This window comes from Corynebacterium halotolerans (genome assembly GCF_050107895.1).
Taxonomy (GTDB): domain Bacteria; phylum Actinomycetota; class Actinomycetes; order Mycobacteriales; family Mycobacteriaceae; genus Corynebacterium; species Corynebacterium halotolerans_B.
In genome coordinates, this window is sequence record NZ_JBNILW010000003.1 from 125,102 (window position 1) to 149,271 (window position 24,170).

General features: G+C 66.9%; 21 protein-coding genes and 1 tRNA gene. 9 read left to right on the forward strand and 13 right to left on the reverse strand.

Annotated features, from left to right (window positions below; translation table 11 throughout):
- The first annotated feature begins 4 nt into the window (after window positions 1–4).
- Complete coding sequence (locus tag ACQCVD_RS04485; RefSeq protein ID WP_426822515.1) at window positions 5–505, forward strand: hypothetical protein; 501 nt, start codon at window positions 5–7, stop codon at window positions 503–505.
- 146 nt (window positions 506–651) lie between these two features.
- Here the strand turns inward: ACQCVD_RS04485 and ACQCVD_RS04490 are convergent, their stop codons facing one another.
- Complete coding sequence (locus tag ACQCVD_RS04490; protein ID WP_426822516.1) at window positions 652–1,461, reverse strand: Bax inhibitor-1/YccA family protein; 810 nt, start codon at window positions 1,459–1,461, stop codon at window positions 652–654.
- Window positions 1,462–1,574: 113 nt separating this feature from the next.
- Here ACQCVD_RS04490 and ACQCVD_RS04495 point away from each other — a divergent pair, with 113 nt between their 5' ends.
- The gene (locus ACQCVD_RS04495; protein WP_426822518.1) at window positions 1,575–3,215 is read left to right on the forward strand and encodes a dihydroxyacetone kinase family protein; all 1,641 of its coding nucleotides are present in this window, start codon (window positions 1,575–1,577) and stop codon (window positions 3,213–3,215) included.
- Window positions 3,216–3,218: 3 nt separating this feature from the next.
- Here the strand turns inward: ACQCVD_RS04495 and ACQCVD_RS04500 are convergent.
- The 6 genes from ACQCVD_RS04500 to ACQCVD_RS04525 form a co-directional block, all read right to left on the reverse strand.
- Window positions 3,219–3,292: transfer RNA gene (locus ACQCVD_RS04500), tRNA-Leu, on the reverse strand.
- 39 nt (window positions 3,293–3,331) lie between these two features.
- Window positions 3,332–4,318, reverse strand: a complete 987-nt coding sequence (locus ACQCVD_RS04505; RefSeq protein ID WP_426822519.1) for an exopolyphosphatase — start codon at window positions 4,316–4,318, stop codon at window positions 3,332–3,334.
- Window positions 4,315–4,872, reverse strand: coding sequence for a DUF501 domain-containing protein (locus ACQCVD_RS04510; RefSeq protein WP_426822520.1), 558 nt, complete (start codon window positions 4,870–4,872; stop codon window positions 4,315–4,317). The genes ACQCVD_RS04505 and ACQCVD_RS04510 overlap by 4 nt, the downstream gene beginning before the upstream one ends.
- Before the next feature lie 33 nt (window positions 4,873–4,905).
- Window positions 4,906–5,475, reverse strand: coding sequence for an FtsB family cell division protein (locus ACQCVD_RS04515; RefSeq protein WP_426822521.1), 570 nt, complete (start codon window positions 5,473–5,475; stop codon window positions 4,906–4,908).
- Window positions 5,476–5,565: 90 nt separating this feature from the next.
- Complete coding sequence (eno, locus tag ACQCVD_RS04520) at window positions 5,566–6,843, reverse strand: phosphopyruvate hydratase (RefSeq protein ID WP_426822522.1); 1,278 nt, start codon at window positions 6,841–6,843, stop codon at window positions 5,566–5,568.
- 178 nt (window positions 6,844–7,021) lie between these two features.
- Window positions 7,022–7,807: a lytic transglycosylase domain-containing protein gene (locus ACQCVD_RS04525; protein ID WP_426822523.1), complete on the reverse strand. Its 786-nt coding sequence runs from the start codon at window positions 7,805–7,807 to the stop codon at window positions 7,022–7,024.
- Window positions 7,808–8,042: 235 nt separating this feature from the next.
- Between ACQCVD_RS04525 and ACQCVD_RS04530 the strand changes: the two genes are divergently transcribed.
- Window positions 8,043–8,423: a hypothetical protein gene (locus ACQCVD_RS04530; protein ID WP_426822524.1), complete on the forward strand. Its 381-nt coding sequence runs from the start codon at window positions 8,043–8,045 to the stop codon at window positions 8,421–8,423.
- 166 nt (window positions 8,424–8,589) lie between these two features.
- Entirely contained in the window at window positions 8,590–9,009 is a 420-nt protein-coding gene (locus tag ACQCVD_RS04535; RefSeq protein WP_426822525.1) for a hypothetical protein, read from the forward strand.
- Window positions 9,010–9,016: 7 nt separating this feature from the next.
- Here ACQCVD_RS04535 and ACQCVD_RS04540 read toward each other — a convergent pair whose 3' ends face one another.
- On the reverse strand, window positions 9,017–9,658 hold the full coding sequence (locus ACQCVD_RS04540) for a MazG nucleotide pyrophosphohydrolase domain-containing protein (protein WP_426822526.1): 642 nt from the start codon (window positions 9,656–9,658) through the stop codon (window positions 9,017–9,019).
- A gap of 68 nt (window positions 9,659–9,726) precedes the next feature.
- Between ACQCVD_RS04540 and ACQCVD_RS04545 the strand changes: the two genes are divergently transcribed.
- Window positions 9,727–11,205 carry an amino acid permease gene (locus ACQCVD_RS04545; RefSeq protein WP_426822527.1) on the forward strand — a complete coding sequence of 493 codons (1,479 nt, stop codon included), beginning with the start codon at window positions 9,727–9,729 and terminating at the stop codon, window positions 11,203–11,205.
- Between the two features lie 50 nt (window positions 11,206–11,255).
- Here the strand turns inward: ACQCVD_RS04545 and ACQCVD_RS04550 are convergent, their stop codons facing one another.
- From ACQCVD_RS04550 to ACQCVD_RS04570, 5 genes are all read right to left on the reverse strand, one after another.
- The gene (locus tag ACQCVD_RS04550; protein ID WP_426822528.1) at window positions 11,256–12,632 is read right to left on the reverse strand and encodes a benzoate/H(+) symporter BenE family transporter; all 1,377 of its coding nucleotides are present in this window, start codon (window positions 12,630–12,632) and stop codon (window positions 11,256–11,258) included.
- A gap of 100 nt (window positions 12,633–12,732) precedes the next feature.
- Complete coding sequence (locus ACQCVD_RS04555) at window positions 12,733–12,873, reverse strand: hypothetical protein (protein ID WP_426822529.1); 141 nt, start codon at window positions 12,871–12,873, stop codon at window positions 12,733–12,735.
- 177 nt (window positions 12,874–13,050) lie between these two features.
- Window positions 13,051–16,689 (reverse strand): transcription-repair coupling factor, encoded by a 3,639-nt coding sequence (gene mfd / locus ACQCVD_RS04560; RefSeq protein WP_426822668.1) that lies wholly within the window; start codon window positions 16,687–16,689, stop codon window positions 13,051–13,053.
- 26 nt (window positions 16,690–16,715) lie between these two features.
- On the reverse strand, window positions 16,716–17,381 hold the full coding sequence (locus ACQCVD_RS04565; protein WP_426822530.1) for a TetR family transcriptional regulator: 666 nt from the start codon (window positions 17,379–17,381) through the stop codon (window positions 16,716–16,718).
- 247 nt (window positions 17,382–17,628) lie between these two features.
- The gene (locus ACQCVD_RS04570) at window positions 17,629–19,137 is read right to left on the reverse strand and encodes a multicopper oxidase family protein (RefSeq protein WP_426822531.1); all 1,509 of its coding nucleotides are present in this window, start codon (window positions 19,135–19,137) and stop codon (window positions 17,629–17,631) included.
- An 81-nt stretch (window positions 19,138–19,218) separates the two neighbouring features.
- Between ACQCVD_RS04570 and ACQCVD_RS04575 the strand changes: the two genes are divergently transcribed.
- The 4 genes from ACQCVD_RS04575 (at window position 19,219) to glmU (ending at window position 24,161) form a co-directional block, all read left to right on the forward strand.
- A complete protein-coding gene (locus ACQCVD_RS04575) occupies window positions 19,219–19,578 on the forward strand; it encodes a hypothetical protein (RefSeq protein WP_426822532.1) in 360 nt (119 codons plus the stop codon).
- A gap of 167 nt (window positions 19,579–19,745) precedes the next feature.
- Entirely contained in the window at window positions 19,746–20,963 is a 1,218-nt protein-coding gene (locus tag ACQCVD_RS04580; RefSeq protein WP_426822669.1) for an MFS transporter, read from the forward strand.
- 58 nt (window positions 20,964–21,021) lie between these two features.
- Window positions 21,022–22,557, forward strand: coding sequence for a cation:proton antiporter (locus ACQCVD_RS04585; RefSeq protein ID WP_426822533.1), 1,536 nt, complete (start codon window positions 21,022–21,024; stop codon window positions 22,555–22,557).
- A 137-nt stretch (window positions 22,558–22,694) separates the two neighbouring features.
- Window positions 22,695–24,161 carry a bifunctional UDP-N-acetylglucosamine diphosphorylase/glucosamine-1-phosphate N-acetyltransferase GlmU gene (glmU, locus tag ACQCVD_RS04590; protein WP_426822534.1) on the forward strand — a complete coding sequence of 489 codons (1,467 nt, stop codon included), beginning with the start codon at window positions 22,695–22,697 and terminating at the stop codon, window positions 24,159–24,161.
- The last annotated feature ends 9 nt before the right edge of the window (window positions 24,162–24,170 follow it).

The window sequence follows — 24,170 nt, forward strand, 5'->3', positions numbered from 1 at the left end:
CCCCATGAAGTCCTCCTTCATCCGTACCTCCGTTGTCACTGGCCTCACCGCCATCAGTGCCCTCGCTGTGGCGGCCTGCTCCCCTGCTCTGGAGAATCCCTCCGATGAGAAGGTTGACACCGCCACCGGGTTCGCGGCCCCGTCCGGCACGGCCGCCGCCTCCACCACCGGGGCCAGCTCCACCGCCACCACCACTGCTGCCGGCGGAACCGCTGTCGCCGAGGCGGGCGCACCGTCCTTCATCGACTGTGTCGCGGCCCCGGCACAGACCCCGGATACGGTCTCCCTCGACTGCACCAACAACTCCGATGCCCTCGTTGAGATCGAGTGGCAGGAGTGGGGCGCTGAGGAAGCCACCGGCACCGGCACCCGCGAGACCATGGACACCGCGGGCGAGACCACCAGCGAAGACAATGTCGAGATCGTCCTCGCCTCCCCCTTCGCGGGACCCCAGGGTCTGGTCTTCACCGAGATCACCGTCGACGGTGAGATCGTCACCCCGTAGTTACTCCCAGGAGTCTGCGACAACCCGCGGCGGGCTGGACCTGCCGCGGGTTTTGCGTGTCCTCAGGGTGCGCCCTGGAAAACACCGCACGGCCCGTCCCCCCGTGATGCGGGGAGCGGGCCGTGCGGTTCATTAGCGGGATCAGGTCACCTGTTCTGGAAGTAGCTCAGCAGACGCAGGATCTCGGTGTAGAGCCAGACGAGGGTGACGGCCAGGCCCAGGGCGATGCCCCAGGCGGCCTTGGCCGGGGCACCGGCGCGGATGGCGCGGTCCGCCACGTCAAAGTCCTGCAGGAAGCTCATCGCGGCCAGACCGATGCAGACCAGGGAGAAGATGATGGCCAGCGGGCCACCGTCACGCAGGGGGCTGTTGCCGGTGATCAGGGCAAACAGCAGGTTGCCCACCACGAGCACCAGCACGCCCACCAGGCAGCCGGTCAGGATGCGGTTGAACTTCGGGGTCACCTTGACGGCACCGGTCTTGTAGACGAAGAGCATGCCCAGGAACACACCGACGGTGCCCAGGACGGCCTGCCCGATCATGGTGGCGGCGTTGGAGTTACCGATCGTCCAGCCGGAGAAGATCAGCGAGATGCCTCCGACGAACAGCCCCTCGAAGGCGGCGTAGATCAACGTGACGGGGGCGGAGTCCATCTTCTTGCCGAAGGTGGCCACCAGCACGGTGATCAGACCACCGATGGCACCCACGGCAGTCAGGATCAGGGCGAGACCCGGGTTGATGAACTCGTAGATCGCGAAGTTGACCAGGGCGAAGACGACGATCACCCCGAGGGTCATGCCCGTCTTGGTCACCACATCGTCCACGGTCATCGGCCGCTCGCTCGAGCGGATGGTCTGGGGTGCCTGACCGTAGCCGGCGTAGGGAGCACCCGCGCCCTGCTGGGTGCGCTTTCCGGAGTTGGTCAGTGAATTCAGTACAGGGTTGCTACTTCGCACGTGTAACCCCGGTCCTTTCGCTTCGTAGGTGAGTTGTCTATGAGTACAACGTCCCCAGGATACTGAAAGTTCCCGTGCCACCATGATTTCTTCTCCGCGCCTACCCTGGTGCCATGCCTGATTCCCGTACCCCCGCCACCCCGCTCCCCACCTTCCACAACAACGCCGGAGACTTCCTCCCCGAGGCCCTCGCCGGCCTGGTGGCGGCCCATCCCGACGCGACCTGGCATGAGCAGGGGTTCATCGGCCGGGACAGGCGGGGCGACGCCCGGGTCGCCGTGATCTCGGGCGGCGGATCCGGCCACGAACCCCTCCACGCCGGTTTCGTCGGGGCGGGAATGCTCGATGCCGCGGTACCCGGGCACATGTTCACCTCGCCGAACGCGGTGCAGGTCACCGAGGCCACCCGCTGGGCGGACCAGGGCCGGGGCGTGGTGCAGGTGGTCAAGAACTACACCGGCGACATCCTGAATTTCCGCGTCGCACGGCAGGCCCTGCAGGACGATGTGGTGACCCGTCAGGTGCTGGTCGACGACGACGTGGCCACCGAAGACGAGGACGGCCCGGGCCGCCGGGGCACCGGCGCCACGGTGCTGGTGGAGAAGGTCTGTGGCGCCGCAGCGGAGCGGGGTGACGGGGTGGACGAAGTCGCCCACCTGGGAACCTGGGTGGCGCAGAATTCCCGCAGCCTGGCCGTGGCCCTGCATCCCGGTCATCTGCCCGCGGCCACGCGCCCCACCTTCGACCTACCGGACCGTCAGATGGAGGTCGGCGTGGGCATCCACGGCGAGCGCGGCGTGGATCGCCGCGACATCGCCGGAGCCAGTGACATCGCGGCCGAACTGGTCGGGCACATCGCCACTTCCCTGGGACTTGAGCCGGGGGAGGAAGTGGTGTGCGTGGTCAACGGGCTGGGGGCCACCACCCTGCTGGAACTCAATCTGGTGTTCCGGGACGTGCTGCTGGCGGCACAGGCCCGCGGTCTCACGGTGGTGCGCAGCCTGGTGGGTAACTTCGTCACCGCGGTGAACATGGCCGGGGTGAGCGTCACGCTCTCCCGCACCACCCCGGAGCTCACGGAACTCTATGACGCCCCGACCTCCGCCCCTGCCTGGCCCCGGCTGGGGCGGCCCGGTGCTGCCCCGGCACCGGCGCGCATTGCCCATGAGGACACCCTCCCCGACGGCCCGGAGAACGAGTGGTTGACGGCCTTCGTGCGGCGGGTGCAGCAGGCCACCGAGCAGCTCGGCGAACTGGACCGGAAGGCCGGGGACGGCGACTTCGGGGCGAACATGGCCGCCGCCCTGGGAGACATCCCACTGCCCCTGCGCGGTAGTGACACAGCTGTGCTGCAGGCACTGTCCACCCGTTTCCTGGTCCGCTCGGGAGGCACCTCGGGGGCGGTGCTGGGCACGGTCTTCCGTGAACTGGCGGCGGCTCCGGACTTGCCGGAGGGGCTCCGCAACGCCCTGGCTGCTGTCACGGAGCTGGGCGGTGCGGTGGTCGGCGACCGCACGCTGGTCGACGCCCTCTCCCCCGCCGCCGAGCGGGCCGCACAGGTGGCCGGAGACGACGTCGTGGCACTGCGGGAAGAGTGCTATGCCGCCGCCGCGGAGGGAGTGCGTTCGACCCGGGAGCTGGTGGGCAGGCGGGGCCGGGCGGCGTACCTCGGGAAAGCGGCCCAGGGGGTGGTCGACCCGGGTGCGGTCGTCATCGCCTGGTTGTTCGGCGGCGGTGACATCGAGGAGTTTTAGGGGTGCCCCCAGTCGGGTTCGAACCGACACTGGGCGGATTTTAAGTCCGCTGCCTCTGCCAATTGGGCTATGGGGGCGTGCACCGGCGGTGGCTGCCACAGCCGGTGCCTCTCATCTTATGCGAGGGGGTCGGGCAGGTTTTCGTCAGTCTCCGATTTACGACAGAGGTCGGCGACGATCCCGTCCATGATGTCCTTTTCGGAGATGATGAAGCTCTCCGCCCGGGTGTTCCGCTCGATCATGTCGACGATTCCCCTGACGATGGTCGCGCCACCGCCGAGAACGTCCGCACGTCCCTTGTGGATCACCGGGTGCTGCGCACGCTCACTCGAGCGTTCCGCCACCACCTCACGGGTGAGGACCTTCAGGGCGTCGAAACGCAGTTCGGACCCGTGGATCGCGGCCGGGTCATAGGTCTCCAGTCCCTGCGCCAGGGCGGACAGGGTGGTGAAGGTACCGGCGCAGCCCACGAACGTGCGGGCGTCCGCGACCGGCACGATGGTCTCGACGTGCCGGAGCTGGTCGGCGACGAAGTCCAGGGCGATCTCGATCTCGGTTGCGGTGGGCGGGTCCGAGCGCATGATGCGTTCGGTCACCCGGACGCACCCCATCTGCACGGAGTGGCTGCCGAGCACTAGGCCGTTGGGCTGACCGACGATGAACTCCGTGGAGCCCCCGCCGAGATCGATGACGCAGAACGGTCCCTGGGACTGATCGAGATCAGCGACGGCGCCCCGGAAGGACAGCGCGGCCTCCTCCTCCCCGGAGATGACCTCCGCCCGGGCGCCGGGGCGGATCCGGCCGAGCAACTCGGCGGTCATGGCGAAGAATTCCTCGCGGTTGGCGGCGTCCCGGGTGGCGGAGGTGGCCACCATGCGTACATCGGTGACCTGCTCGAACTCCATGATCTCCACGTAATGGGTCAACGCCGCACGGGTTCGTTCCAGCGCAGCGGGAGCCAGTTCACCGGTCGCGTCGACGCCCTTGCCCAGCCGCACGATCTCCATCTCGCGATGTAGTTCACGGGTGTGCTGCCCGTCGTATTCGCAGATCAGCAGGCGGATCGAGTTGGTACCGCAGTCCACCGCCGCCACGCGCGTCATCGGGGCACCTCCGCGTTGGAGAAATCGAATTGGGACAGATCAATCCCCAGCTCCTCACAACTCGGCCAGTCCGCCGGCAGGGCGGTGCCGCGCAGTCGGCCGTGGTCGGCCGCCATCGCGACGGACTCGGTCCCCAGCCGGAAGTGTCCGGGGCCTTCGGCGAGCGCGTAGGCGATCAACACATGCAGGCACTTGACCCGGTCGGGCATCCCGCCGCCGGAGAAGTCGGTGCCCAGGTCCTCGATGGCGTTTCGTTCAGCCAGGAAGTGCTCGTGGGCGCGGCGGTAGTCGGCCGCGAGCTCCTCATCCGCCTCCAGCCGGTCGGTCATCCACTTCATGACGTGGGCGACCTCCAGCCGGGAGGCCTCCGCGGTCAGGCGGGGATCGGTCAGGTAGTACAAGGTGGGAAAGGGCGTACCGTCCGGAAGCCTGGGGGTCGTCTTGATCACGCCGGGGGTGCTGTCCGGCGACCGGTAGGAGACCTCCAGCACACCACGGGGCTCGCGGCCCAGCTGTTCGGCCACGGCGGCGAGATCTGCGTCAGAAACACTCATGGAATTGATTATCTCATGAGCTGGCCGAGATCGTTATTGGACGGGGTCCTGCTCCGGCTGTTCCGGGTTTTCCTCCGGGCCCGGTTCGATCGGCATCCGGGTGTCGATCTCACCGGGCCCGGCCTCCTCGGAGGTCAACGAATCCGGGTCGGAGACCGAGGTCCAGAGGATCTCGTACCAGGTGCGGTCCTCCTCTACCTCCCGGTCGTCGGAGGTCACGGAGCTGTCGACGTCCATCCGCGGGTCGACGATGCGGTAGGCCGTCTCCCCCTCCCCGATCACACCGAGCCGCTGGCGCGCCTGTTCAGCGATGTAGGCATCGGAGCCGTAACGCTCGATCTCCTCCCGGAGCAGTTCCTTCTGCTCCTCCTTGGCCGCGATGGACTCGGTCAACCGGGCGATCTCGGTGCGCTGCTGGAAGTAGTTCCGCAGTGGGGCCGCGATGGTGGCCAGGATCAGGATCGCAGCGAGCACCAGCACACCGATCTCAGCCGCGCCGAGCCTGACCTTCGGCTTACCCGCCTTGCGCGGAGCAGCCGCCGCAGCCTTCCGGCTCGACACCGGTACCGAACGCCGACTCGAACCCCGTGATTCCTTCGCCATAGGTTTCCGATTCTAACCCGAAGCCCCGACGCCCCACCCGAGGACTCTCGGATGGGGCGTTTTCGGGCTGTCACTCACCTGGGGCGGGTACTACCCCTGGAAGCGCGGGAATGCGGTACGGCCCGCGTAGACCGCGGCGTCGCCCAGCTCCTGCTCGATGCGCAGCAGCTGGTTGTACTTGGCCACGCGCTCGGAACGCGCCGGGGCACCGGTCTTGATCTGGCCGCAGTTCAGGGCCACGGCCAGATCGGCGATGGTGGTGTCCTCGGTCTCACCGGAACGGTGGGACATCATGGTCCGGTAACCGTTGCGGTGGGCCAGCTCGACGGCGTCGAAGGTCTCGGTCAGGGTACCGATCTGGTTGACCTTGACCAGCAGGGCGTTGGCGGCCTTCTTCTCGATGCCCTCTGCCAGGCGGGTCGGGTTGGTGACGAAGAAGTCGTCGCCGACCAGCTGGACCTTGTCGCCGATGGCGGCGGTCAGCGCGACATAACCGTCCCAGTCGTCCTCCTGCAGCGGGTCCTCGATGGAGACGATCGGGTACTCGTCCACCAGCTCCTCGTAGACCTTGGACATCTCCTCGGCGGTGAGCTCATTGCCCTCGAAGTGGTACTTGCCGTCCCGGAAGAACTCGGAGGACGCGACGTCCAGGGCCAGGGCGACATCCTCGCCGACCTTGTAACCGGCCTTCTGAATGGCCTCGACGATCAGGTCCAGGGCGGCGCGGGTGGAATCGACGGAGGGGGCGAAACCGCCCTCGTCGCCCAGACCGGTGGACAGCCCCTTCTCCTTCAGCACCGCCTTGAGGTTGTGGTAGACCTCGGCACCCTGCTGCAGGGCCTCGGCGAAGGTCCCGGCACCGATCGGGGCGATCATGAATTCCTGGACATCCACGCCGGAGTCGGCGTGCGCGCCACCGTTGAGGATATTCATCATCGGCACGGGCAGGAGGTGGGCGTTGGGTCCGCCGATGTAGCGGTACAGCGGCAGGGCGGCGGCGTCGGCTGCGGCCTTGGCCACGGCCATGGAGACACCGAGCAGGGCGTTGGCGCCGAGGCGCGACTTATTCTCGGTGCCGTCCAACCTGATCATGGCGTGGTCGATCAGCCGCTGATCGTCAGCGACCTCACCGGCGAGCTCATCAGCGATCTCCTCATTGATGTTCTCGACGGCTTTGAGCACCCCCTTGCCCTGGTAGCGGTCGCCGCCGTCACGCAGCTCGTGGGCCTCATGGACGCCGGTGGACGCACCCGAGGGGACGTCGGCCAGGCCGTGCGAGCCGTCGTCGAGGAAGACCTCCGCCTCGACGGTCGGGTTTCCGCGGGAATCCATGATCTCCCGAGCAAATACGTGAATGATGTCAGCCACAGTTGTTCTCCTATGCCATCTGATGGTTCAGTGGGGTGATGCGGGCGCGCGGGCACACCGCGCGTCGCGGCTCCTCACGCCTCCGGCCAATTGTGTCATGAAACCAGGGGCGGTGTGACCTCGGTTGCCCCCGTCAGGAACCCGCTCCGGGGGTCATCCGCCGGCTCCGGATCCGGAGCTACCGGGCTGGTTGCCGCAGCGCATAGGAATTTGCCGCGTCACGGACGTTGATCACGTACTCCATGCTCATGTTGTAGGACTGGACTGCCGACGTCCATCCTTCCGGGGTTCCCAGGTCCCGCCCCTCACAGAGCAGGTTGGCCGCGGAGAGTGCGGCGTCATCGATCTGGTGGGGATCAGCCACTCCGTCGCCGTTGGCGTCCAGCCCGTGGCGGCCCCATGATTCCGGGATGAACTGCATCGGCCCCACTGCGCGGTCGTACTCGGCGTCGCCGTCCAGTACGCCGTCGTCGGTGTCCAGGACCTCCGCGGTACCGGAGGTGCCGTCCAACGGGATCCCCGTGATCGGAGGTTCGGCCACCCCCTCCGAATTGAGTTTGCTGCCGCCGAAGAGCTTGCCCGAGTAGGTGCCGTGGCGCGTCTCGACGAAGCCGATGCCGGCGAGCGTCGTCCAGTTCAGGTTGCACTCCGGCCACGCGTCCCGGGCGATCAGTTCAGCATTGGCGTAGGCACGCAGCGCCTGACCGGGGATGCCGGTATCGGCGGTGACCGGTTCGGACCAGAAGGCCAATTTATCCGACGTCCGGCCGGGGCCGTGGACGTCAATGGACGGAACCGGCTCGCCGGCCGCCGGGGGCAGGTCCTCCGGTACGGGCTCCAGCTGGCGGATCGGGTTAGCACCCTCCACGAAAGACAGGGCCCAGCCGACGACGGCAATGACCATGATGACGGCAAGCACCGCCCCACAGCCACAACCCAACGTCCGCTTCAGCCCTGAACCCATGGGGTCACAGCCTACCGGGGCACCTCCTTCCGGCACAGTCAGCGCTCGGCCTCTTTCCGCAGCCGAAATCCCCACCTGAATCGCCCACAAGCAGAACCCAAGCAAAGCCATATCTTTTCTTCTGTTTTTCTGCCTGAGGAGCAGGGGCGGGCGACCCAGGATACGTTGGCAGGTGAAAGCAATGATCATCACATTGCTTCATCCGAGCCCTCTCCCAGACATCACGGAGAAAACCATGAAGCTTCGCAATCTCGCCGCAGCAGCCGGTGCCGCCATCCTTGCCACCACCGCTTTCGCCGCCCCCGCCCCGGCCCAGGAAGACGACGAAAGATCACTCCAGTGCGAACTCCTCGACGGTTACCTGAGCGACCGGGATCTCTACGAGGAAGACCACGAGCTGTTCCCCACCTCCGAGTCCGAGCTTGAGGAGAACATCCGGGACCGCGGCCAGGACGTCATCGGCGACCTGCTGCTCGCGCTCCCCTTCCTGGAGATGGCCAACGATGAGGTGGCCGCCGACACCGCCGGCTTCGCCCTGGACTGTGGCCTGGTCAACGAAGATCCGGCGTTCGGCAGCTCCACCATCTTCGGCTCCCTGGAGAACCTCTCCTCCTAGGGAACACCTCCGGACGTGAGGGAGAGGATTGGCCGGGAGACCGTGCCACCTCCCTTCCCCACCCCCGCGGCGGGGAAAGTCTCTTACTTAAATCACATCTACCTCAAAAGTATTCTATTATCTCTTTGGTTTCTTAAGTCACAGAATTCACGTATTGGAGAACCCCATGAAGCTTCGTCGCATTGCCGCCACCGCAGCCGCCGCCGCATTGACCGCCACCGCTTTCGCCGTCCCGGCGCAGGCGCAGAATACCGACTTCGCCGACCAGGTGATCAATCTGATTCCGTGCGATAGCCTGGACCAGGGCCTGAAGACCGCAGGTGCCTACGAAGATGATCACGCTGAAAACAAGACCACCCGCAATGAACTCGCCCAGAACCTGCGCGGCCTCAGCGAGGACGCTTTCGGTGAGATCGTCGGTGGGCTGCCGTACATCGGACTTATCCAGGCTCAGTACTCCGGCAAGATCGCCGACAAGGCTCTCGAATGCGGCCACGTTGCTGAGAACCCGGAGCTGCCCTTCGGCAGCTCCCAGATCTTCGACAACCTCCCCATGCTGGAGGCGCTCTCCTCCGAGCTCAACTAATCTGACGCTACAACTCGGTCGACTCCGGTCGGCCGAGTTTTTCGTTTTCCTTGCCTTCGGCCCACAGCCGGTGCTGTTCCTCCACGTCCATCATCTCCGTCGTGCCGTCGAAGAGGTAGGGCGAACGGGAACGCATCTTCGTCACGAAACTGGCGGCCACGTCACCGAAATCGAAGGCGCCCCGGCGGGAGGCAATTTCGGCGTGGAAGAGCACCTGCAGCAGGACGTCCCCCAATTCCCTGAGCAACTGCTCCTCGCCCGCACCCTGCTCCCACTTGTCGACGGCTTCCGCGAACTCCGCCGATTCCTCCGCGAGGTAAGGCAACAGGGTCCGGTGGGTGTGCGCTGCCTCCCACTCCCCGAGTGTCCGGGCCCTGCTCATGACTGCCATGGCACGGGCGACCGGATCCTGTCGGCTGGCCACCTCCACCACCCGCTCCCCGGCGGCGATACGGTCCACCACCTGAGCATCGGTCTCGTCGGTGCTGACCAGTACCCCCTTGCCCAGTTCCCCGGAGATCAGATCCCCCAGATGCCAGCGCACCGCGACGGGGACCTCGTCGGTGTAGTTGACGGGACCGGAGAGCCCGGCGAGCGCGTCGACCGGGATCAGGGTGGGCCACCGGGCGTCGAGAAGCAGAACTGTCATATCCTCATCCTAGAACGCGCAGCGGCCGCGATTTCTCCGCTGCGGACCGTGATGCTAGAAATTAATGGGTGACCACCAACCATTTCACCTCCCCCAAGGTCTCGATGTGGACCCTCGTCGCCCTCATCCTGGGTTCGACGATCGGTGCCGGGATCTTCGCGCTGCCCCAGAACATGGGCTCCGTCGCGGCACCCGGGGCAATGCTCATCGGCTGGGCGATCGCCGGCGTCGGCATGCTCTCCGTCGCCTTCGTCTTCCAGATCCTCGCGGTCCGTAAACCGCATCTCGACTCGGGCGTGTACTCCTATGTCCGTGCCGGTCTCGGCGATTACATCGGCTTCACCTCGGCGTGGGGCTACTGGCTCGGCTCCGTGATCGCCCAGGTTGGCTACGCCACGCTGTTCTTCTCCACGATCGGGTACTACGTCCCGTTCTTCTCCACCGGGAACCGGGTGGTCTCCGCGGTGGCCGTCTCCGCGTTGACCTGGCTCGTCTTCGCCGTGCTGGCACGCGGCGTGAAACAGGCGGCGTTCCTGACGACGGTGACCACCATCGCCAAGATCCTTCCCCTGCTGGCGTTCGTGATCCTGGTGGCCTTCCTCGGTTTCTCCTGGGACAGGTTCAGCTTCGACTTCTGGGGCTCGGGCGACACCGTCGGTTCCGTCTTCGACCAGCTCAAGGGAACGATGCTGTTCACCGTGTGGGTGTTCATCGGCATCGAGGGGGCCAGCGTGTACTCGAAGCAGGCGCGTACCCGACGCGATGTCGGCCGGGCGACCGTCGTCGGTTTCCTGACCGTCCTGGTCCTGCTGGTGACCATCGCGACACTGTCCTACGGGGTACTGAGCCAGGAGGAATTGGCCGCCCTGGGTGACAACTCCATGGCCGCGGTGCTGGAGGCCGTCGTCGGGCCGTGGGGTGGTGCGCTGATCTCCCTCGGACTGTGCCTGTCAGTGCTCGGGGCCTACGTGTCCTGGCAGATGCTGTGTGCCGAGCCGGTGGCCCTCATGGCCTACGACGGGCTGCTGCCCCGCAAGGTCGGCTCGACCAACTCCAAGGGCGCGCCGTGGATGGCCCAGCTGATCTCCACCTCCGTGATCCAGCTGACCGTGATCCTGTTCTTCCTCAATGAGACCGCCTACACCTCCATGGTGCAGCTGGCTACGGTGCTGTACCTGGTCCCCTATTTCTTCTCCGCGCTCTACCTGGTGCTGCTGGCGGTGCGTGGCCGGGGTGTGAGCCACCCCCACGCCGGCGTGCGTTTCGATGATTCCGGACCGGCCGTCAGCGGCCGCGACAACCGGAAACACCTGCTGGTTGGTGTCCTGGCGGTGGTGTATTCCCTGTGGCTGTTCTATGCCGCCGAGCCGCGTTATGTGCTCTTCGGTGCCCTGGCTGTGGTGCCGGGGCTGATCCCCTATGTGCTGACCCGTCTCAACAACCGGGAACGGGTCTTCAACGTCTTCGAGTGGGTCGTCGTTGTCGTGGTGTGCGTGGCGGCGGCCGCGGGAGCCTGGGGACTACTGAGTGGCTCGTTGTCCCTGTGACGGCCCACATCCCGAGGCATGGGCCCGGCCACCTGGAACCCTGAGTTCCCTCAGCCACGGTCCCGAACGGCGTGTCGGTGGGCGGCCTCCCCGGCAGCTGCCTCGCGCTCCTCGCTGTCTTCGAGCAGGGCCGCGTCACGCAGGTCAGCCGTGGACTCCGTGGCCCCGGCTTCCGTCTCTGCCGTGGTCTCGACCTTCTGCTTCTTCGGGGTCCGGTCCAGAAGGGCGGCCACCACGCAACCGAAGACAATTCCCCAGAAGGGTGCGGTGATCCCCAGGAGCGACATGTCCGATACCGTGACCAGGAAGCAGACGAGGGCGCCGGTGGAGAAGGGGCCGGAGAAGCCGGCGAGGAAGGCGTTCTTCAGCGGGGTCAGCATGGCGATGCCGGCCAGCGCGGCGATGAAGGAGGCCGGCATGGCCAGCATGAAACCGACGAAGGCCGGTGCGAACAGCCCCACGCAGATCGCTCCGACCGCGGTGACCATCGCTGCCGCGTAATGACGCCGCCGGTCACCCCCGGCGACGATGAGTGCGTTGGTGGGACCTGTCAGGCACGTGGTGATGTTCCCGATGAACGCCATCGGGATGGACCACAGGCCGCTGGCGGCCGCGGCCAGATTGACGCCCGGTTTGTGGCCGGCGGCCTGCAGCACGGCCACGCCCTGTCCGTTCTGGACGATCACCACGGTGATCGCCAACGGCACGACGAGTTCCATCATCGCGGCCCAGGAGAACTCGGGTGCCGTGACGACCGGGGCGGCGAGCACTCCATCGGCGAGGATCCCGGATCCCAGCCGACCGGCGAAAACAGCCACCAGGGTGCCGACCACCGCCGCGACGGCCACCGGCGGTGCCGCCGCCGCGATCTTGGGGACGATGCTCAGTGCCACGAACACCAGGATCATCGGGATGGCGATCACTGGATCACCGGTGGCGGCGGTGATCAGCTCCAGGCCGAAACGGAGGAAGATACCTGCCACCATGGCCATGACGATGGTCGGGGGAAGGACAGCCATGATCTTGCCGATCAGTCCGGTCCACCCGAGCAGGAAGACCAGGACCGCGGTGGCCAGGTACGCGCCGAGTACCTCAGCGAAATCGAGGTGCGCCAGCGCATCGCCGGCGATGACGGTACCGGGGATGGTCCAGAAGTAGGCCTGGGGACTGCGGTAGAGGTAGGTCAGCAGCAGGGTGAGGATGCCGTTGCCGAGGAACGCGCCGAAGATCCAGGAGGAGGTTTCTCCGGCGCTCAGGTTTCCGGCGGCGGCCGCGGCCAGGATCACAGCGATGGGGCCGGAGGCGGAGAAGATGAGGGCGACCAGGCCATTGCCGATCTCCTGGGGGCCGAGATCGCGGAAGATCTCGCGGAAACCGGGGCGGGGAAGCTGGGGTTTTTCAATTGCGAGCAGAGGTGAAACACCCATGTCGGGCTCCTGAAGTAGTGAGGGTTGCCAATAAGCGGGGACGACTCTGACACCTCAGCGCGGAGGGATCCTCCGCGGAAAGGTGCGCAACGAGGTCCCGTCAGCACGGGTACTGGCGCCGCTGACCCGGTCGCCGCCGACGTGCCGGACGGTTCTCGGACAGGGCTTCCTCAATGACCACACCGAAGCCCAACGGGGTGCCGATGGTGACGGCACCTTTGTCCACGGCGCGTTTTGTCATGCTCGACAGTGTGGCAGAGAACACTTTCAGGTGCCAGGAATTAGCTGGGCCATCCCCCCGGCGTTTCCCCGGAGGGTGAGTTTCTTCAGGTCAGACCGCTGAAGCGGCGTTCACATGCCGCACATCCGTACCCCCACCGAACGTTCCGCATCCCGTACTGAGTCAGACCCGTTGCAACTACTCACTCACCGAGACAACCGACGCCTTCCTCGCCCCCGACGTCCTGCCCGTGACATCCACTTCGTCCAGGTCGAACATCCTGGACAGGAAGTCAGCCATCCACTGCAGCAGCTCAACATCCCGTAGCTTCGGATCCGTGACGTTGCGCCCGGCCTTCGGGAAGGGCAGCTGGATGGCCTTGGCGGCCGCCCGGTAATTGGAACCCGGGAACATCCGCTTCAGCCGCACCTGTCTGGAGTCCGGCAGATCCACGGGGTGGACCTTGATGCGGGTGCCCTGCACACCGATGTCGGAGACCCCGGCGCGGCGGGCCTGGTGCCGCAACCGCGACACCGCCAGCAGGCGGGAGACCTCCTCCGGAACGGGACCGTAGCGGTCCTCCATTTCCTCGATGATCAGCTGCAGATCCTTGCTGTCCACCGACGAGGCCAGTTTGCGGTAGACCTCCAGGCGCAGCCGCTCGGAGTTGATGTAGCTGTCCGGGATGTGCGCGTCCACCGGCAGGTCGATGCGGATCTCCTTCGGCCCCTTGTCCGTGGCGTCCAGCGGCTTGCCGGTGGCCAGGGCCCGGTAGGTCTCCACGGCCTCGCCGACCAGGCGGACGTAGAGATCGAAACCGACGCCCGCGATGTGCCCGGACTGTTCGGAGCCGAGCACGTTGCCCGCGCCACGCATCTCCAGGTCCTTCTGGGCCACGGCCATGCCGGCGCCCAAGTCGTTGTTCTGCGCGATGGTGGCCAACCGGTCATAGGAGGTCTCCGTCAGGGTGGCGCCCTTCGGGTAGAGGAAGTAGGCGTAGCCCCGTTCCCGGGAGCGGCCCACGCGCCCGCGCAGCTGGTGGAGCTGGGACAGGCCCATGTGATGGGCATTCTCCACGATCAGGGTGTTGGCGTTGGCGATGTCCAGACCGGTCTCGACGATCGTGGTGCACACCAGGACGTCGTACTCGCGGTCCCAGAACCCCTGGACGGTGCGTTCCAGCATCTCCTCGCTCATCTGGCCGTGGGCGACCACGATGCGCGCCTCCGGGACCAGTTCGCGGAGCTCACGGGCCTTCTTCTCGATGTCGGAGACCTTGTTGTGGATGAAGAAGACCTGGCCGTCACGCAGCAGCTCCCGCCGGATGGCGGCCGCCACCTGCTTCTCCTCCTGGGCACCGACGTAGGTCAGCACCGGGTGCCGGTCCTCCGGCGGAGTGAGGATGGTGGTCATCTCCCGGATGCCGGCCATGGACATCTCCAGGGTGCGCGGGATCGGGGTGGCGGACATGGTCAGCACGTCGACGTGGCTGCGCAGCGCCTTGATGTGTTCCTTGTGCTCCACGCCGAAGCGCTGCTCCTCATCCACGACGATAAGGCCGAGGTTCTTCCAGTGCACGCCGGTCTGCAGCAACCGGTGGGTGCCGATCACGATGTCGACCTCGCCGGAGGTGAGCCCCTCGAGGGTTTCCTTGGACTCAGCCGCGGAGGTGAACCGCGAGAGACCGCGGATGGTGATCGGGAAGCCGTCCATCCGCTCCAGGAAGGTGTTCATGTGCTGCTGTGCCAGCAGCGTGGTGGGCACCAGGACCGCCACCTGACGCCCGTCCTGCACGGCCTTGAAGGCGGCCCGGATGGCGACCTCGGTCTTTCCGTAGCCGACGTCGCCGACGATGACGCGGTCCATGGGGACCTCCTTCTCCATGTCCTCCTTGACCGCCTCGATCGCGTTCATCTGGTCCTCGGTCTCGATGAAGGGGAAGTTGTCCTCCATCTCGCGCTGCCAGGGGCTGTCCGGGGCGAAGGCGTGGCCGGGGGCGGCCTGGCGTTTCGCGTAGAGTTCCACCAGCTCGCTGGCGATCTCCCGAACCGCGGCCCGCGCCTTCTTCTTGGTGTTCTTCCAGTCCGAACCGCCCATCTTGGACAGTTTCGGCTGCTCGCCGCCGGAGTACTTGGACAGCAGGTCCAGCGATTCCATCGGGACCCAGAGCTGGTCGGCGGGCTGGCCGCGCTTGGCCGCGGCGTACTCCAGCACGATGTACTCCCGCCGCGACTTGTCGTCACCGGTGGTGATGGTGCGCTCGGCCATCTTCAGGAAACGGCCGATGCCGTGGGTTTCGTGCACCACGTAATCGCCGGTCTTCAGCGCCAGCGGATCGACCTTGTTGCGGCGGCGTGCGGGGCGTCGTTTAGCTCCGGCGATATCGCCGACCCGGTTGCCGGTCAGGTCCGTTTCGGTGAGCACCACCAACGGCAGGGCGTTGGCGTCGCGGTGCTTGCGTACCTTCGGGAAGACCAGGCCGGCGTGACTGAGCGCCCGGTAGAGCGTGACTTCCCCGGGGCTGGGCTCCCACCCGGGCGTGGCCACCTTGGCGGGGATGCCCTTCTCCGCGAACCGCTCCACCATGCGTTTGATGACGGCCTCGGCGGGAGCGACGAACGCGGCGCGACCGCCGGCGGTGGTGTGCGCCAGCAGCTCGGCCATCATCTTCTCGATGGCGTCGATGTCACCGCGCGGCGTCGGCCCCGGCTGGTAGTCCAGTGGCAGGGTGTCCGCCTCGTCAGCGATGAACATGCCGGACGGGGCGAAGGTCCACCAGGGGATGCCCGCCTTCGCCGCGGTGGCCTCCAGCGACTCGTAGGAGCGGTAGGAGCTGGCCGACAGATCGAGTCCCTCGGCGGCGACGGGACCGTCGGAGCCCATCGCGGCCGCCTCCCAACCGGCCTCGAGGAACTCGACGTCGGTGGCGGAGAGATCATTGATGCGGGTGCGGATCTTCTCGGGGGCCGCGAGCACCACGTGGGTGCCTGCCGGCATGAGCTCCGGGAGCGTGACCATCGCGGCGTCGGAAAGCGCCGGGATCAGCGCCTCCATGCCCTCCGCGGGGGTCTTCTCAGAGATTTTCGTCAACAGCTCCACCAGCGTGGGATTGCCGGGGTGCTGTTCCAGCAGTTCGCCGGCGCGCCGGGCGATACCGTCGGTGATGGGCAGCTCCCGGGCCGGGAAGACCTCGACCTCATCTATCTCGATCTCCGGGAGCGTGCGCTGGTCAGCAACGGAGAACTGGCGGATCTCGGTGATTTCATCGCCCCAGAACTCCACGCGGACCGGGTAGTCCAGGGTTGTCGGGAAGATGTCGAGAATGCCACCGCGGGTGGCGAATTCCCCGCGCCGGGTCACCATGTCCACGTGCCGGTAGGCCCGGAAGACCAGCTCCCGGGTCACCTCCCCGAAGTCGACCTCGGTCTCGCTGTGCAGCACCACGGGGGCGCGCCCCGGGGTGTCGGCGAGCAACGGCTGGCAGAACCCGCGGGCGGCGGTGACCACGACCTTGAGTTCCTCCAGCCGGTGGAGGACCTGTGCGCGTCTGCCCACGCTGTCCTCACCCGGACTCATCCGCTCGTGCGGGAGCGTCTCCCAGGAGGGGAACCAGGCGACCTTGTCCCCCAGCATCGCCCGGAGTTCCGCGGTCAGGTCCTCGGCCTCACGGCCGGTGGCGGTGACCAGGAGCACCGGGGCGCGGTGCGCGAGTGCCCCGATCGTCCAGGGGCGGGCCTGGTCAATGCCGGTGATGTGGAGGGACTTCTCCCCCACGTTGCCGAGCAGGCCCTTGAGCTTGGGGTCGGTGGCCGCGACCTTCAGCAGGCCGGCGAGCATGGGTGCCTCGGTGTTGCCCTTCGGGCTCACTCGTTCTCCTCGTTCCTGGTGTCCGTGTTCGCTGAGTTCTCTGCAGCTTCCGCCAGTACCTCGTCAGTCAACTGCGGATGGCCCTTCATTCCCGCCAGGCCGTACCAGCACAGGTTGACGATGTGCGCGGCGACCTCCTCCTTCGGAGGCTGGCGTTCGTCCAGCCACCACTGGGCGGTCATGGAGACCATGCCCACCAGCGCCTGGCCGTAGAGGACGGCCGCGTCCTCGTTGAGTCCCTGGCGTTCGAAGGAACGGCCCAGGATGTGCGAGACCTGACCGACCGCGGTGTTGAGCAGCGTGGAGTAACTGCGGTCCTTGCCCGGGGTCATGTCCCGGACCAGGATCTGGAAACCGTCGGTCTCCTGTTCCACGTAGGTCAACAGCGCCATCACCGCCCGCTCGATGCGCACCTTCGACCGGCCCTTCTCCAGAGCCTCGGTGATGAGGTGCTCCAGGCGCTGCATCTCGCGGTCAATGACCACGGCGTAGAGGCCCTCCTTACCGCCGAAGTGCTCGTAGACCACCGGCTTGGAGACGGCGGCCCGCGCCGCGATCTCTTCGACACTGGCCCCCTCGAAACCACGCTCGGCGAAGACACTGCGCCCAATCGAGATGAGCTGTTCCCGGCGTTCCTTGCCGGTCATCCGCTGACGAACCATGCCTGACAGCCTATCGCTTCCTCAGTTGACTGCCACACCTGGTCATCGGGTAAGCTCTCATTTTGTCGTTCCCCATGGTGTAATGGCAACACTACGGTTTTTGGTACCGTCATTCCAGGTTCGAGTCCTGGTGGGGAAGCCCTAGATACACAGCACCGCACCGGCACGTTCAGCGTGCCGGTGCGGTTTCGCTTATCGACGCCCCGGGGTTGCGGGCCCAGGTTCTTTCCCCGGCCCAGTCATCAGCTCAATGCCCGGTGTGCCCGTACACCTCCCCCAGATCCGCCTCCCGTCCGGGTTCCACCATCACGAATTGGCCCATCATCCCCTGGTCCTCGTGGAAGAGCATGTGGCAGTGGTACATGTAGGCCCACTCCGGATCGGGGTACTGCCCGAAACTGACCGCCAGGCGGACCGTTGTTCCCGGTGGCAGGGCCACGGTGTCCTTCGGGCCCTGCGTCCAGATGGGCGCCTGCGTGCCCGCCACCGAGAGCACGTGAAAGAAGGCGTTGTGGATGTGGAAGTTATGGATCCAGTCGGAGTTCTCGTTGACCACGGTCCAGACCTCCGGACGATCATGGTCGATGGTGACGTCCACCCGTGTCATGTCCATCAGCTCACCGTTGATCTCGAAGGTGTTGAGCCGGAATTCCCGCTCCACCGCATCAGTGACGTCGAGTTCTGGCACCGGGGCCAGCTGCGCGGGCAGTGCCCCCGGCACCGCCGTCCCCTCCGGCGGCCCGGTCAGCTGCAGCAGCTCGAACCGGTCCTGCAGGCCGAAGTCCAGGGCGTATTCGTCTTCCGGCACCTCGAGGTTCTCGGGGAATGCCGCCGCCTCCAGCATGATCTCTTCCTCCGGAGCCAGGTCCACGACGATCTCGGTCCGCTCGCCGGGGCTCAGGTAGAGGTGCTCCACCGGCACCGGTTCCGGCAGCAGACCGGAGTCCGATGCCACCACATGGAAGGTACGACCATCGGAGAAGCGCAGGTTGAAAAACCGCATCGTGGAGGCGTCCAGCAGGCGCAGCCGCACCCGGCGCGTGGTGGCGGTGAATCCGGCGTTGGTGATGCCGTTGACGGTGGCCACATCCCCCTTGAGTCCCAGGTCGGGAACCTCGATGTCGTCGAGGGTGCCGTCCTCGTGGAACTTGTGGTCCATCAGGATCACCGGGATGTCATCCACCCCGTACTCGCCCGGCAGATTCAGTCCATCGCTGAGGGCATCGTCCACGTAGAACAGTCCCGCCAGGCCACGGTAGGCGTGCAGTCCCGTCAGTCCATGCGGGTGCGGGTGGTACCAGAGGGTCGCCGCTGGTTGGTCCACTGTGAACCGCGGCGCCCACGTCTCCCCGGGCTCGATCGGCTGGTGCGGACCACCGTCCATCTCCGCCGGCAGTTTCATGCCGTGCCAGTGGATCGTGGTCATCTCGGACAGGCCGTTGTGGACCTGGAGGGTCACCTCCTCGCCACGGCGGACCCGCAGCGTGGGGCCCAGGTGGGCCCCGTTGAAGCCCCAGACCGGGGTGGTGGCGTCGGGCAAGATCGCGGCGTCGACGGCTCCGGCGTCGAGCCGGAAGGTGACTCCGCTGCCCTCCCGCACGGCGTCGGCGAGCGGCGGGATGGGCAGGGCGCGCCGCGGGCCGTGGTAGCCGCGTGGGGTGGTGCCGCAGGCGCTGAGAAAGGCACCGGCAAACAGCACGGCCGCTCCCCGGAAGAACGTGCGTCGGGTGAAGCGGACAGGCTGCGAATTCATCATTACTCCTCGGACAGACACCTCATCCGTGGAGTCTACTTCGGGAGTGCCATCCCCCACGGCCCCGCGCTAAAATTGAGGGGTATGACCGAAGCCAGCATGATCGCCCACGACTTCTTCGACGACTACCGCGATGCGCTGCTCTCCCACGACTCCGCGCGGATCGCCGGATTCTACGCCTGCCCGGCACTGGTGACCTTCCCCGGGAACACCATCGCCGTCACTGATCCACAACAGACCCGGGACTTCTTCGCCGGCGCCGCGCAGCAGTACGCGGACGTGCACGACGCCGCGTTCAACTGCACGGTCAAGCTGTCCACCGCCCACAGCGTCTGGGCCGAGGTCACCTGGGACTACGTCGGCCAGGCCCCGAAAGAGCAGTTCTGCTACCAGCTCATCAAGGTCCGCGACGAATGGCTGATCGGGGTCCTCACCCCGCTGTGAGCACCCCCTGCGCCGCCAGTTCAGCGTTCCCGGTGACACTCAGTTTCAGTGTTGATCGGCGCACCCCCGCTTAGACCAAGTGGTCTACCATGAGCTGATGTAGATTCGTCCCACCGAAGAGACTGGAGTCCCTACCTGTGAGCACCACCACCGAGGATGCGGAGAAACTGCCTGGCGAGGACCACAACGCCCGCCGATTCATCTGGTCCAACGGCCTGCAGAACATCGGCGACCAGGTGGTCGCCGCCAAGACGGTTCTGCCTTGGCTCCTGCAGTCAGCCGGCGCGCCCGGTTTCTTCATCGCGTTGTTGGTGCCGATCCGTGAATCCGGCTCCATGCTTCCCCAGGCCGCACTCACCCCCTGGGTCACCAGCCGTAGGGACCGGCGCCGCCTCTGGGTGATCGGCAGTTTCGGCCAGGCCGCCGCAGCTGCGTTGATCGGGGTCACGGCGCTCCTGTTGACGGGCTGGGCCCTCGGTGCCGCCGTGGTCGTCCTGCTGGGCGTGCTCTCCGTGTTCCGGGCGTTGTGCTCCATCACCTCCAAGGACGTGCAGGGTCGGACGATCCACAAGGGCAACCGCGGGTTGATCACGGGCCGGGCGACGGCACTGGGCGGTGGCGTCGCCCTGGCCATCGGCCTCCTGCTCCTCCTGCTGCCCGGGGACGTGCCCCTGTGGTTGATCGCCCTACTGATCTTCGGTTCCGCCGCCGCGTGGTTCGTGGCGGGCCTGATCTTCCGGACCATCCGGGAGCCGGACTACGCCGACACCGAACCCGAGGGCCTGAACCACTCCTGGCTGCGGGACTGTGTGGAACTGTTCACCGGGGACCGGACCTTCCGTCATTTCGTCATCGTGCGCGCCCTGCTGCTGGTCACCGCCCTGTCCAGCGCTTTCATCGTCACCCTGTCCCAGGAGACGGGGCAGAACATCACCGGTCTGGGGGTCTTCCTGATCGCCTCCGGACTGGCTGCACTGGTGGGCGGCCGGATCTCGGGGATCTGGTCCGACGCCTCATCCAAAAAGGTGATGGCCTTCGGCTCGCTGGCGGCCTCACTCATCATCCTCGTCCTGGTCGCCGGCGCCCAGTGGGCCCCGCACGAGGTCAACGCCTGGCTCATGCCCGCCGGCTTCTTCGGTGTCACCCTGGCGCACACCTCGGTCCGGGTGGCCCGCAAGACCTACGTGGTGGACATGGCCGAGGGTGACCAGCGCACCCGCTACGTCAGCGCCGCGAACTCCCTGATGGGACTGATCCTGCTGGGAACCGGCGCGATCTCCGGGGTGGTCGCCCTCGCCGGTTCCGACGCCGCGCTGCTCTTCCTGGCGGCCGTCGGACTCGTGGGCACCCTCCTGGCCACCCGCATGAAAGAGGTCTCGGCATAAGCGGGGCACAGGTAGAACTTGAAGGGGAAGCCGCCACTGACCCGAGGAGTGATCCACCATGATCATCCTGCTCATGCTCATCGGCCTGCTCCTGGCCACCGTCCTGGTTGTCGCGCTCGGCGACCGCACCGGGCTGCCTTGGCCGGCACTGCTGACGATCCTCGCCGCTGGGGGCGCCTTGATCCCCTTCACCCCGGACTTCGAGATCCCGGCCGAACTGATCCTGCCGGTCTTCCTGCCGCCCCTGCTCTGGGCGCTGGCCCGTCGGACGTCATGGGCGGTGATCCGGTCCCAACTCAGCACCATCATCTCCCTGTCGGTGCTGCTGGTCTTCACCACGATCGCGGTGCTGGCCGGGGTCACCTGGCTCCTGCTGCCGGGCATCGGAGTCGCCGCCGCAATCGTGCTCGCCGCGGCCCTGGCACCGCCGGACCCGGTGGCCGTGGACGCCGTCGCCGAGCCCGCGGGCATCCCGAAGCGGATCACCACCACCCTGCAGACCGAGGGACTGTTCAATGACGCCGCGAGCATCGTCACCTTCCACGTGGCGCTCGCCGCACTGGTCGCCGGCACCGATCTCTCCTGGTCCGAGGGGGCGCTCGAGTTCGGGTGGTCTGTCCTCGCCGCGGTACTGCTCGGCCTGCTCGTCGGCCGGCTCGCCGCCTTCTTCACCGACCACGTGGACAGTGTCGAGGCCCGCAACGCCCTGACCTGGGTACTCCCCTTCGCCGTCTACCTCGGCGCCGAACAGATCGGAGCCTCCGGCGTGATCGCCATCGTCATCGCGGCCGTGGAGCTGACCTCCCGGGCGTCGATCGGCGCCGAGGACCGACTGTCCGGGCACGCCTTCTGGGGCACCGTGGAGATGCTGTTCACCGGCGTGGCCTTCGGCCTGATCGGCCTGAATGTCCGGCAGGCCATCGAGGAGGTCGGCGCCGAGCTCTGGCACGCCGTGTGGTTGGGGGCGGTGCTGGCGGTGGTCGCCATCGCCGTGCGCTTTGTCTGGCTGTTCTTCTCCTACCGGGTCAACCGGCGCCGCACTCGCCGCGGCCTCCATGCCCCACTGCGGTTACCGGAAGTCGTGCTGATGACCTGGTCCGGCATGCGGGGGCTGGTCACCCTGGCGCTGGTGCTCTCCATCCCGGACAGCATCTTTCCCTTCCACCACGAGATCACCGTCATCGCCCTGGTTGTCCTCCTACTGACCATGGTGATTCCGGGGTTGAGCCTGCCGTGGCTGGTCCGCCGGCTCAACCTGGACCAGGGACCCGACGCCGCCGGGGACCAGGCCCGGGAGAAGCTGGTTCACCGGGCGCGCCGGGCGGCCGCCACCCACCTGATCGAGAAGGCCGGTCTGCCCGAGGAACAGGTGGACAGCATCCGGGACTGGATCAGTCAGGAGCTGGCCGCCGACGACGAGCAGGTGGGCAACTCCCGGCGGCTGCGGGAACAGGCCCACCACGTCCGGATCCAGGCGCTGCACGCCGCCCAGGAGGAACTGCTGCAGGCCCGGCGCGAACCCGGCGTCAACCCCGCCTACGTGGACGAGGTGCTGGCCACCGTGGACCGCATGCTGCTCGCGGCGCGGCGCTGACGACGGCCCACCGGAGGTTTCTGCCGCCACCACCCCACCCGGGCCGTTATGCTGGTTCGGTACCCGTTCGGGGAGACCGGCAGACCCGCCTCCTCCCCGGCACGCGTCCCCTAACGCCAGAAGGAACACCTGAACCAGTGAGTACTCCTCCGAATCCGTGCGCCGTGGTCGTCCTGGCGGCCGGCGCCGGCACCCGCATGAAGTCCAAGACCCAGAAGACGCTGCATGAGATCGGGGGCCGGAGTCTGCTCTCCCACAGCCTGTACGCGGCCGCCGGTATCGACCCTGAGCACATCGTCGCCGTGATCGGACACAAACGGGATCAGGTGACCCCCGCCGTCGAGCAGGTCGCCGCCGAGCTCGATCACGAGATCAAGATCGCCATCCAGGAGGAGCAGAACGGCACCGGCCACGCCGTGCAGTGCGGCCTGGCCCCGATCGCCGACTTCGAGGGCACCGTCATCGTCACCAACGCCGACGTCCCGCTGCTGCGCCCGGAGACCCTCCGCGAGCTCCACGCGGCGCACAACGAGGTCCCCACCGCCGTGACCGTCCTGACCCTGCGGCTCGAGGACCCGACCGGCTACGGCCGCATCGTCCGTAGCGCCGAGGGCGAAGTGACCGCGATCGTCGAACAGAAGGACGCGACCGACGCCCAGCTCGGGATCGACGAGGTCAACTCCGGGGTCTTCGCCTTCGACGCCGCCATCCTGCGCGATGCGCTGGGCAAGCTCGACACCGACAACGCCCAGGGCGAGCTCTACATCACTGACGTGCTCGGTATCGCCCGCGAGGCGGGCCACCAGGTCCGTGCCCACACCGCGCACGACCCCCGCGAGCTCGCCGGCGTGAACAACCGGCTGCAGCTGGCGGAGGCGGGCCGGGAGCTCAACCGCCGCACCGTCGAGGCCGCGATGCTGGCCGGGACCACCGTCGTCGATCCGGAGAGCACCTTCATCGGGGTGAACGTCACCATCGGCCAGGACGTGGTCATCCACCCCAACACCCAGCTGTGGGGTGCCACCGCCATCTCCGATGACGCCGAAATCGGCCCGGACACCACCCTGACCGACATGACGGTCGGCCGTGGTGCCTCGGTGATCCGCACCCACGGCGCCAGCTCCGTGATCGGCGAGAACGCTCAAGTGGGACCGTTCACCTACATCCGCCCCAACACCGTGCTCGGGGAGAACGGCAAGCTGGGTGGATTCGTGGAGGCCAAGAACGCCCGGATCGGCCGGGGCTCCAAGGTCCCCCACCTGACCTATGTCGGCGACGCGACCATCGGCGAGGAGTCCAACATCGGCGCCTCCTCCGTGTTCGTCAACTATGACGGTGTCACCAAGCACCACACCACCATCGGCAACCACGTGCGTACCGGCTCGGACTCCATGTTCATCGCGCCGGTGACGGTCGGTGATGGCGCGTATTCCGGGGCAGGTACAGTGATCAAGGAGGATGTCCCCCCGGGCGCCCTCGCCGTCTCCGGTGGCCACCAGCGCAACATCGAGGGTTGGGTCCAGAAGAAGCGTCCGGGAACCCCCGCCGCCGAGGCAGCAGCTCGTGCCGCGGCGGATACCCCTGAAACTGACCAGGAAGGCTAAGCAGACTCT

Excerpts from the sequence above, each read along its gene's own strand:
- ACQCVD_RS04495 (WP_426822518.1), top strand. The coding sequence starts at position 1,575 with ATGCCTGATTCCCGTACCCCCGCCACCCCGCTCCCCACCTTCCACAAC.
- ACQCVD_RS04535 (WP_426822525.1), top strand. The coding sequence starts at position 8,590 with ATGAAGCTTCGTCGCATTGCCGCCACCGCAGCCGCCGCCGCATTGACC.
- ACQCVD_RS04570 (WP_426822531.1), bottom strand. The coding sequence starts at position 19,137 with ATGATGAATTCGCAGCCTGTCCGCTTCACCCGACGCACGTTCTTCCGG.
- ACQCVD_RS04525 (WP_426822523.1), bottom strand. The coding sequence starts at position 7,807 with ATGGGTTCAGGGCTGAAGCGGACGTTGGGTTGTGGCTGTGGGGCGGTG.
- ACQCVD_RS04575 (WP_426822532.1), top strand. The coding sequence starts at position 19,219 with ATGACCGAAGCCAGCATGATCGCCCACGACTTCTTCGACGACTACCGC.
- ACQCVD_RS04485 (WP_426822515.1), top strand. The coding sequence starts at position 5 with ATGAAGTCCTCCTTCATCCGTACCTCCGTTGTCACTGGCCTCACCGCC.
- ACQCVD_RS04530 (WP_426822524.1), top strand. The coding sequence starts at position 8,043 with ATGAAGCTTCGCAATCTCGCCGCAGCAGCCGGTGCCGCCATCCTTGCC.
- ACQCVD_RS04510 (WP_426822520.1), bottom strand. The coding sequence starts at position 4,872 with ATGAGTGTTTCTGACGCAGATCTCGCCGCCGTGGCCGAACAGCTGGGC.
- ACQCVD_RS04540 (WP_426822526.1), bottom strand. The coding sequence starts at position 9,658 with ATGACAGTTCTGCTTCTCGACGCCCGGTGGCCCACCCTGATCCCGGTC.
- ACQCVD_RS04585 (WP_426822533.1), top strand. The coding sequence starts at position 21,022 with ATGATCATCCTGCTCATGCTCATCGGCCTGCTCCTGGCCACCGTCCTG.
- ACQCVD_RS04565 (WP_426822530.1), bottom strand. The coding sequence starts at position 17,381 with ATGGTTCGTCAGCGGATGACCGGCAAGGAACGCCGGGAACAGCTCATC.
- ACQCVD_RS04555 (WP_426822529.1), bottom strand. The coding sequence starts at position 12,873 with ATGACAAAACGCGCCGTGGACAAAGGTGCCGTCACCATCGGCACCCCG.
- ACQCVD_RS04550 (WP_426822528.1), bottom strand. The coding sequence starts at position 12,632 with ATGGGTGTTTCACCTCTGCTCGCAATTGAAAAACCCCAGCTTCCCCGC.
- ACQCVD_RS04505 (WP_426822519.1), bottom strand. The coding sequence starts at position 4,318 with ATGACGCGCGTGGCGGCGGTGGACTGCGGTACCAACTCGATCCGCCTG.
- mfd (WP_426822668.1), bottom strand. The coding sequence starts at position 16,689 with ATGCTCGCCGGCCTGCTGAAGGTCGCGGCCACCGACCCCAAGCTCAAG.
- ACQCVD_RS04515 (WP_426822521.1), bottom strand. The coding sequence starts at position 5,475 with ATGGCGAAGGAATCACGGGGTTCGAGTCGGCGTTCGGTACCGGTGTCG.